This window comes from Methyloglobulus sp., from assembly GCF_040079455.1.
Lineage (GTDB): Bacteria > Pseudomonadota > Gammaproteobacteria > Methylococcales > Methylomonadaceae > Methyloglobulus.
Window position 1 is genome coordinate 1 of record NZ_JBEBKJ010000125.1, and the last position, 6,191, is coordinate 6,191.

Genomic DNA, 6,191 nt, shown 5'->3' on the forward strand with positions numbered 1-6,191 from the left:
TTGGTCGTTTCGTTTGAATGTTATTCATATTCATGGTCACCTCTAATGACATTATAAATCTGCCTCTAGAAGTGTCCTGTTTAATTAAACCATTTCAGCGAGCAATGGTGCTGTCGATCAAGACATGTTGCAAATCAGGGTGTTGCCGACAACCCTCATGTAAACCTTGCCATACGCCCCGCTTGCACCACCTTGAAAACCGCTTGAACACGGAGTTCCATTTGCCCAGCGAGGCGGGCAATAACCGCCATTGCCCACCACTGCGTAAAATCCACAAAACCGCATTGAGAAAGCATCGGCATGCTTCCAAAGCACCCACGTAAATCCGTGGGTTCAACAGCAACAAGCTATAAATCGCCTGCCATTCCTCATCCGATAATTCTGCTCTATTTGACATTTCCACTGAAAATTCCGGAATTCTTATTTTTTACAGGTAAAATACAGAACCTAGGTCTAACTGGTGAAATTTTGACTATACTACTGAGAAGAAATCTATGCATTTGGACAAAACATTGTTAACCCGACAAGTAAATATCATGCCCCTTATGCCTTATCATCCCAGTGTTACACGCTCAATGCTGACATTTGAAGAAACCACATATTAAAAATTTTCGCCCTAAAACAAAAGTCATTTAATAAAATTACAAGTCTCACTTAAATTGAATACGAAAAAAATAATTTCTATTAAAAATATAAGAAATAATCCTGTTTTAAACTCGTCTTTTTGGACGATTTTTGGATATGGATTATCACAATTATTTCGCCTGATTGGTAACCTCATATTAACAAAGCTTCTCATGCCAGAAATGTTTGGAATCATGGCTATTGTTAATGTGTTAGTGACGGGTGTACAAATGTTCTCAGATATAGGCCTGGGGCCGAGTATTATCCAGAGTAAGAGGGGCGAAGAAGCTGACTTTATTAATACAGCATGGACGTTACAAATTCTCAGAGGTTTTGCCATCTGGTTGTTTGTCTCTGTTGTCGCTGTAGGCTTATGGTTTGCTAATAGATACGGCTATATAAACCAAGATCAGGTTTATGGACATCCTCTTTTACCCTGGTTATTGGTTGTAGTGGGTAGCAGTTCTGTAATTTCAGGATTTAACTCGACAGCTATTTTCGTTTCTAACAGAACATTAGCGTTAGGCCGTATAACCGTAATCAATTTACTTTCGCAAGTGATAGGGTTGTGTGCCATTATTTATTTCGCTTGGCTTAAGCAATCCATTTGGGCACTTGCAGTAGGCACAATTGTAACTAGCTTAGTTTATATGGTTCTGTCACATAAGTTTTTGCCTGGCGCGGTAAATAAGCTTTGTTGGGATAAAACTGCGGTCAAAGACTTAATCAAGTTTGGCAAATGGATTTTCTTGACTACGGCAATAGGCTTTGTAGCTAACCAAGGGGATCGTTTATTGTTGGGCAGCTATTTAACACCTGAAATGTTAGGGGTATATAGCATTGCATTTATGTTATCAAATCTTCCAGCATCAATTGTTTCTGCGCTTTCCCATAAAGTTATATTCCCAAGTGCAAGTAGAATTTATCGAGACCATCCTGAGCGTCTAAAAGAAACATTTGTGAAATCAAAAAAATGGCTGGCTTTATTTTTTATGTCACTAACAGGCATCTTAATAGGTCTTAGTCAAAATATTATTGATCTATTATATGACGAACGGTACAGTGACGCAGGCTGGATGATGGAAATTCTATTGTTGCGTGTAGCAACTTCTTGTATGTTAATTCCAAACTCTATTGTTATGATGGCTAAAGGATTACCGATATTTTCCACCATTTCAGCCGTTTTAAAAGCTTTTTTTATATTCGTTACTCTACCATTATCATTCCATCATTTTGGTGTTAAAGGCATGATTATAATGATTGGTATCAGCGGCTTAATTGATGCTCCAGTTTTGTGGTATGCCCTGATAAAGCACAAATTATTTTCTTTAAGCGTTGAATTATATTCTTTGATTTTGCTATTTTGTGGATACGCCTTGGGCTGGCTAATTTCAAATTTTGATAGCTTAGATTTATTTATCATGTCTAACAAACTATACAAACAACTAATTCAATACCTATAAGTTATGATGCAGAAAATAATTTATCGTGGATTTAGCTTATTAGAATATGCCCATTTGCATTGAAAAGACATTATGAAAAAAATTGTCTATGTACCCGAATCTTTCCCTCAACCGAGTGAAACTTTTGTAATTAATGAAATAGATAGTCTACTGGATATTGGGTATCAAATTACTGTTGTACCCAGGGTATCCGGATATACTGGGGAAATTCATCATGCCCGATTAGACAAAATACTAACTCGCATTGAAGTGATAACTGAAAATAGCAACTTAGATTTAAGCTCTTTTTTTTGGGGTTTACTTTATGGCAGCCAAGTATGGGGTGGTTTGCGACTAAGAGCCTTAATCAAGCACTTCAAACAGGCATTAAGTATAGCTCAACATGTTGCTCGGATTACAGTAGAAAAACCAGAACTTATAATTATTCATTTTGGTTATGATAATGCGGTTGCGGGTGCGTTGGCCGCTTCATATTTAAAGATACCGTCGATTTTATGGATGCATGGTAGTGATATGCATACCGTGCCACACAGAAGCTTAATCTGGATTAGTAAACAGGTTTCAGTAGTCATGACTAATTCAGAATATTCGACAGGATTGCTAAATCAATTGGGTGTAAAAAACAAAATTGAAATATCAAATTTAGGAATTGATCTCCATAGTTTTAAACCACCGCCAATCGCGAATAAACAAAAAAATCCCACGATAATTTGTGTTGCTAGATTAGGCCATCATAAAAACCATAGGCAATTGATACATGTGTTTCAACGGGTACTAAAACAGGTACACAACGCCGAGCTGTGGCTTGTGGGTGATGGCCCCAATCGGGAAGAATATGAAATTTTAGTTTCACAACTGGATTTAAAGCAGGTTGTTTTTTGGGGGATGTTGTCTCAGGAGCATATTGTTAAGTTGATGCAACAATCTTGGATTAAAGTGCTGTTGAGCGCCAAAGAAGGTTTGGGCGTAGCGTTAATTGAAGCGCAAGCTTCAGAATTGCCTTGTGTCGCTACACAAGTAGGCGGTATCCCTGAAGTAATTAGTGACGGAGAAACGGGATTCTTATTTGATTTGAATTCCGCCGATTTTGAAACTAAAGTTGTCGATGCTATTGTCAAGCTACTCAATAATGATGATTTAAGAAAAAAAATGGGTGTCGAGGCACGAATTAGAGCAGAGCGGTTGTTTAACGAAAAGACACATACCGAACGTATGGACACGATTATTAAAACATTATTTTGAAGCAAAGGTTAATTATGAAACCAGTAGATCTCTTATTAATCAGTTGGAACAGGCGAGAGTATTTAGAAAAAACTATTGCAAACCTACTAGCCGATCCTGCCGACTTCAGACTTTACTGTTGGGATAATGCATCAGAGGATGGCACCGCTGACATCATAGCGTCCTTAAACGACCCCCGTGTCGTACAAAAGCATTTTTCTAAAGAAAACATTAAGCAGCGTACGCCATCTTTGTGGTTTTTTGATCAGGCTCAAAGTGATGTAGTAGGAAAGGTTGACGATGATATTTTATTACCACATGGATGGATAGAACGGATTGCCCCATTAATCAGAGGAAATAGAAATTTTGGACGCTTGAGTTGTTGGAACTATATGGAGGATGATTGGGATGAAGACTTGGCTGCCCATAAAATTATTACGGTGGATGGAGTGAAAGTTTTAAGAAATGTATGGGTAGGTGGAACATCTTTCCTCGCACGCCTAGAAAACTTAATCCCTTTTATACAGTCGGAACCTGCTGGACACGGATTTCCAATAGATCAATTTTTAATGACGAAAGCGGGGCTTATTAACGGTTATCCGCTTCCAATGCTGTTCGCTCATCATATGGACGACCCAAGATCAAAATATTGCTTAATGAACAATACCGGCTTAGTTGGTGAGCATGATTCAGCAACAGCGCGACATTTTGGATTCACTAATGCAGATGATTATGGCAAATGGATTGCTGCAGATGCACAAAAAATACTTTCAGATCCATTTTTGTTACAATTTAAGCGAATGCGTATCAATAGAAATCAATCTTTATTTGGGAAAATTAGAAGAAATGTTTATTTTTATTTGAATATCTAGATATTCATCTGATCAATTATTTAATTGCATTAGCAAAAAACCGTGCCTACACCTAGAAAGAGTTAATTATGATTAGTTTAATCAATCCGTTTGATAGATTACAGATGAAGGAAGAAATACTAAGATCTCCTCCTTTCCCCCATTTTTGCATTGATAACTTTTTAAATACAGAATTTGCCGACGAAATTTATAATGCCTTTCCATCTTTTCAAGACGCACAAAAAATGGGTAAAGAATTTAGCTCCGTAAATGAACAAAAAAAAATCCAGATTACTGATGTTTCTAAATTTCCACCAGCTATTGCCAAATTAAACCAACTGCTGGGTTCTCCTGAATTTCTGGAAATGATATCTGACCTAATGGGAATACCAGATCTATTAGCGGATCCAGACTTAATTGGCGGAGGTATACATGAAACAAATTCAGGCGGGCACCTTGATGTACACGTCGACTTTAATTATCTAAAAGCTAAACAGTGGCATAGACGTTTGAATATCCTTATCTACTTTAACAAAGATTGGCAGGAAGACTACGGTGGCAATTTTGAGATCTGGGACAAAGATGTGAAAAAATGCTTCGGTTCTTACGCTCCCATTTTTAATCGTGTTTTTGTATTTGCTACCAGCAACATAAGCTACCACGGAGTCAATCCGCTAACTTGTCCGCCCGAAATTATGCGGAAATCATTCGCTGCTTATTACTATACACAGGAAGCGCCCAAAAACTGGGACGGCGAGTATCATTCTACTATTTTTAAATCCCGTCCCGACGAGTGGCTAAAAGGCAATATTTTAATGCCAACTGAGAGATCAATCCGTTTTGCTAAACGTCTTTTAGGGCAAACAAAACAAACAGTTAAAAGCATACTTACTAAGTGAAGCTTCCAATAATACCGCTATGTCTATAGTACCTAATAAAATCAATTGGCCACTATTAGGTGCGACACGGTTTTTTTTAGCATTTATCGTTTTGAGTGAACATCTTGGATGGTTCATTTCAAGTTCTGATGTAATGTTAAAGTTTTCAAAGCTTTCACCAATGGTCGCGGTTTTAGGTTTTCTTCTCATATCGGGATATTCAATCGCAGCCTCTTTTGAGGCTAAGCAAAGGGGGTTTTATTTTAGAAGGGCATTACGAATTATTCCTGTTTATATTCTAAGTATAGCGTATGCTAGCCTTGCAGCCTTATATTCCCATGAAAGACCATTAGTAGATAATATATATATCATTTTAGGGAATCTTTTTTTTATGCAAGGTATTTTCGTGCATAGTATTGAGTCCAACCCCATTGTCTGGACTTTAAGTATAGAAATATTCTTTTATGTTATCACTCCACTCTTAGTTACTAAAAGCAAATATTTTATCTATTTTATCTTGGCATCTGCACTGTTATTTTGTAGTCAAAGATACATTGGATTTCATTATTTTTCTCAAATGATGTATGGCTTAAATATTACTTTCTTAGCCTGGGCTTGGCTTCTCGGCTTCTGGTACTACCATAATAGAGACAATATAGGCGCAATTTTTTTTGTGTCTAGCTTAGGCATTTTATCCATAACAATTAATGGTTTTTTTATAGCTGGCTTTTGGACTATCACTTGGATAATAACTTGTGTAGCAGTAGGGTATGGCCACTTAGTTAAAACACCATTTCCTCAGTTTTTAAAAAAATTAGGCGATATTTCATACCCTATGTATCTATTGCATATCCCTATTTTTGTATCTCTCAAAAACCTTAATTTTATATCATACGGTTTTTTTTATTTTATTATCGCCATAGCTATCTGTTTATTTATTGATGTATTTATAGATAATCCTGTGAAACAGGCTATAAAGAAATCACTGTTGAAATTTTCCTGAGATTATAGTTTGTCTTCACATAAGCTTCTTATTGCTATTTTAAACTACCGTGACACACAGGTTACGATTAATTGCTTGCATTCACTTGCTCATTGTAAATTGTGGGATAGTAATGAAGCCCATGTAGTAATTTGGGAGAATGGCACGGGAT

General features: G+C 36.9%; 6 protein-coding genes. 5 read left to right on the forward strand and 1 reads right to left on the reverse strand.

Annotated features, from left to right (window positions below; genetic code table 11):
* Window positions 1-94: 94 nt before the first annotated feature.
* Window positions 95-397, reverse strand: a complete 303-nt coding sequence (locus ABL924_RS17390) for a transposase (RefSeq protein ID WP_349028362.1) — start codon at window positions 395-397, stop codon at window positions 95-97.
* 262 nt (window positions 398-659) lie between these two features.
* Here ABL924_RS17390 and ABL924_RS17395 point away from each other — a divergent pair, with 262 nt between their 5' ends.
* From ABL924_RS17395 to ABL924_RS17415, 5 genes are all read left to right on the forward strand, one after another.
* On the forward strand, window positions 660-2,087 hold the full coding sequence (locus ABL924_RS17395; RefSeq protein WP_349028363.1) for an oligosaccharide flippase family protein: 1,428 nt from the start codon (window positions 660-662) through the stop codon (window positions 2,085-2,087).
* A gap of 72 nt (window positions 2,088-2,159) precedes the next feature.
* Window positions 2,160-3,329, forward strand: a complete 1,170-nt coding sequence (locus ABL924_RS17400) for a glycosyltransferase family 4 protein (protein ID WP_349028364.1) — start codon at window positions 2,160-2,162, stop codon at window positions 3,327-3,329.
* 14 nt (window positions 3,330-3,343) lie between these two features.
* On the forward strand, window positions 3,344-4,180 hold the full coding sequence (locus ABL924_RS17405) for a glycosyltransferase (RefSeq protein ID WP_349028365.1): 837 nt from the start codon (window positions 3,344-3,346) through the stop codon (window positions 4,178-4,180).
* Window positions 4,181-4,248: 68 nt separating this feature from the next.
* A complete protein-coding gene (locus ABL924_RS17410) occupies window positions 4,249-5,058 on the forward strand; it encodes a 2OG-Fe(II) oxygenase (protein ID WP_349028366.1) in 810 nt (269 codons plus the stop codon).
* Between the two features lie 19 nt (window positions 5,059-5,077).
* Complete coding sequence (locus ABL924_RS17415) at window positions 5,078-6,040, forward strand: acyltransferase family protein (RefSeq protein ID WP_349028367.1); 963 nt, start codon at window positions 5,078-5,080, stop codon at window positions 6,038-6,040.
* The last annotated feature ends 151 nt before the right edge of the window (window positions 6,041-6,191 follow it).

What these genes read in the sequence shown, in the direction of transcription:
- ABL924_RS17390 (WP_349028362.1), bottom strand. Translation starts at nt 397, where the DNA reads ATGTCAAATAGAGCAGAATTATCGGATGAGGAATGGCAGGCGATTTAT.
- ABL924_RS17400 (WP_349028364.1), top strand. Translation starts at nt 2,160, where the DNA reads ATGAAAAAAATTGTCTATGTACCCGAATCTTTCCCTCAACCGAGTGAA.
- ABL924_RS17405 (WP_349028365.1), top strand. Translation starts at nt 3,344, where the DNA reads ATGAAACCAGTAGATCTCTTATTAATCAGTTGGAACAGGCGAGAGTAT.
- ABL924_RS17410 (WP_349028366.1), top strand. Translation starts at nt 4,249, where the DNA reads ATGATTAGTTTAATCAATCCGTTTGATAGATTACAGATGAAGGAAGAA.
- ABL924_RS17415 (WP_349028367.1), top strand. Translation starts at nt 5,078, where the DNA reads ATGTCTATAGTACCTAATAAAATCAATTGGCCACTATTAGGTGCGACA.